Raw genomic sequence first — 2,809 nt, forward strand, 5'->3', positions numbered from 1 at the left:
GCCCCTCCCGAAACCGGCGGCGTCCTCCCCCGGGGCCCGGGGGACGACGCCTCACGCCTACTTCTCGGTCACGCCCGCCGAGTCGAACGTCGCCACCTCGTGCATCGCCCGTGCCGCGCTCTGGACGACCGGGAGGGCCAGCAGGGCGCCGGTGCCCTCGCCCAGCCGGAGGTCGAGGTCGACCAGCGGGCGCAGGCCCAGCTTGTTCAGGGCCGCCACATGGCCCGGCTCGGCGCTGCGGTGGCCGGCGATGCAGGCCGCGAGCACCTCGGGGGCGATCGCGCGGGCCACCAGGGCGGCCGCGCCGGCGCTGACGCCGTCCAGGATCACCGGCGTGCGCAGGGAGGCGCCGCCGAGCAGGAGGCCCACCATCGCCGCGTGCTCCAGGCCGCCGACGGCCGCGAGGACGCCGATCGGGTCGGCCGGGTCCGGCTGGTGCAGTTCCAGGGCGCGGCGCACCACGTCGGTCTTGCGGGCCAGCGTCTCGTCGTTGATGCCGGTGCCGCGGCCCGTCACCTCGGCCGGGTCGGCGCCGGTGAAGACGGAGATCAGGGCGGCCGACGCGGTGGTGTTGGCGATGCCCATCTCCCCCGTGATCAGCGCCTTGTTCCCGGCCGCCACCAGGTCGCGGGCGGTCTCGATGCCCACGTCGACGGCCGCCCTGACCTCCTCGCGGGTCAGCGCGGGACCGGTCGTCATGTCGGCCGTGCCCGCCCGCACCTTGCGGGGCAGCAGGCCCGGGGTGGCCGGCAGGTCGGAGGCCACGCCCACGTCGACGACGCAGACCTCGGCGCCGACCTGGGTGGCGAAGGCGTTGCAGACCGCTCCCCCGCCGAGGATGTTGGCCACCATCTGGCCCGTGACCTCCTGCGGCCACGGGGTGACGCCCTGGGCGTGCACGCCGTGGTCGCCGGCGAAGACCGCGACGGCGGCCGGCTCCGGGATCGGCGGCGGGCACATCCGGGAGAGGCCGGAGAGCTGGGCGGAGATGATCTCCAGCATGCCGAGCGCCCCGGCGGGCTTGGTCATGCGCTTCTGGCGCTCCCACGCCTCGCCGAGCGCCTTGGCGTCCAGCGGCCGGATGTTGGTGATGGTCTCGGCGAGCAGGTCGTGCGGGTCCTCACCGGGCAGCGCGCGGCGGCCGTACGTCTCCTCGTGGACGACCCAGGACAGCGGGCGGCGCTTGGACCAGCCCGCCTGCATCAGCTCGGGCTCCTCCGGGAACTCGTCGACGTACCCGACGCAGAGGTAGGCGACGACCTCCAGGTGCTCGGGCAGGCCGAGTTCACGGACCATCTCGCGCTCGTCGAAGAAGCTGACCCAGCCCACGCCGAGGCCCTCGGCACGGGCCGCGAGCCACAGGTTCTCGACGGCGAGCGCGGAGGAGTACGGGGCCATCTGCGGCTGCGTGTGGCGGCCCAGCGTGTGCCGGCCGCCCCGGGTCGGGTCGGCGGTGACGACGATGTTGACCGGGGTGTCGAGGATGGCCTCGATCTTCAGTTCCTTGAACTGCTTCGCCCGGCCCTTGGGCAGGGACTTGGCGTACGCCTCCCGCTGGCGCGCGGCCAGTTCGTGCATCGCGCGCCGGGTCTCGGCCGACTTGATGACGACGAAGTCCCAGGGCTGCGAGTGGCCGACGGACGGCGCCGTGTGGGCGGCCTCCAGGACGCGGAGCAGCACGTCGTGCGGGATCGGGTCGCTGCGGAAGCCGTTGCGGATGTCGCGGCGCTCGCGCATCACGCGCAGGACGGCCTCGCGCTCGGCGTCGTCGTAGCCGGGTGCGGCCGGACCGGTGGACTGCCGCGCCGGTGCCGCGGCGGCCGGGTCCTCGTCCTGGCCGGCGACGGTCGCGGCCTCCTGGTCCTGCGGCTGCTGTGCGGCCACGGGCTCGGGGGCGCCGTCCTCGGCAGGAGCCTCCGGCACGGATTCCGCCCCGGCCTCGGGGACCGGCTCGGGCTCCGAGGGCGCGGGCAGCACGAAGAGGGGCTCCTCCTCGGCCGGGACGCCGGATTCCGGCTCGGGGACGGAGTCGGGAGCGGCCTCCGGCGCGGACTCGGGCGCGGGCTGCTCGACGAGGGCCGCGGCCGGGTCCGCCGCCTCGGCGACGGGGTGCTCGGCCGTGGGGTGCTCGGCCGCGGGCTGCTCCGCGGTGAGCTGCCCCGGCTGCGCCGTCGCGGGGTGCTCGGGGGACTCCTCCGTGGAGGCCGGCACGGTCAGGCCGTGCGGCGGCGTGGGAGCGAGGTGGGGGGTGGTCGGGACCACGCCCTCGACCGGTACGAACTGACCGACGGGCTGTTCGGCCTGCGGAAGTTCTTCCTGGAGGAGGGCCGGTTCGCCCTGCGGCTCGGCCCCCTCGACGGGGACGGCGTGGGCCGCGGGCGGCGCCTCGGCGGTCCCGGCCGGTGCCGCCTGCGCGGCGTCCGGGTCCCCGGCGCCGGGGGCGGTCGCGTCGACGGGTCCGGCGGGAGCGACGGCCCCGTCCGGCACCGGGGACTCCGCCGCGTCCTGGACCTGGACGGCCTCCGCGACGGCAGGCTCGGCCTCCGGCGGCGCCTGCGGCTGCGGCTCCTGGAGCGCCGCGGGCTGTACGGGCCCGGGCAGGAAGGAGGGGGCCGCGTCCTGCGCCTGCGGCACCTGCTGCGCCTCGGGGGCCGCCTCCTGGACCTCCTGCACCTCCGGGACCTGCAGCCCGGCGTCCTGCGGCGACGGGTGGGGGAAGTGCACGACGGCGGGCTGGGGCGGGAGCGGCGCGGCGTCCGGAGCCTGCGGGAACTCCGGGACGGCCTGGGCGAACTCGGGGCCCTGGGGC

Annotated in this window: 1 protein-coding gene; it reads right to left on the reverse strand. The window is 76.7% G+C overall.

The window, feature by feature from the left end:
• Positions 1 to 57: 57 nt before the first annotated feature.
• Positions 58 to 2,809: nicotinate-nucleotide--dimethylbenzimidazole phosphoribosyltransferase (gene cobT / locus FGF04_RS08545; protein WP_149510676.1), on the reverse strand; the 2,752-nt coding region annotated here is incomplete at its 5' end.

The organism is Streptomyces apricus, assembly GCF_008369065.1.
Classification (GTDB): domain Bacteria; phylum Actinomycetota; class Actinomycetes; order Streptomycetales; family Streptomycetaceae; genus Streptomyces; species Streptomyces apricus.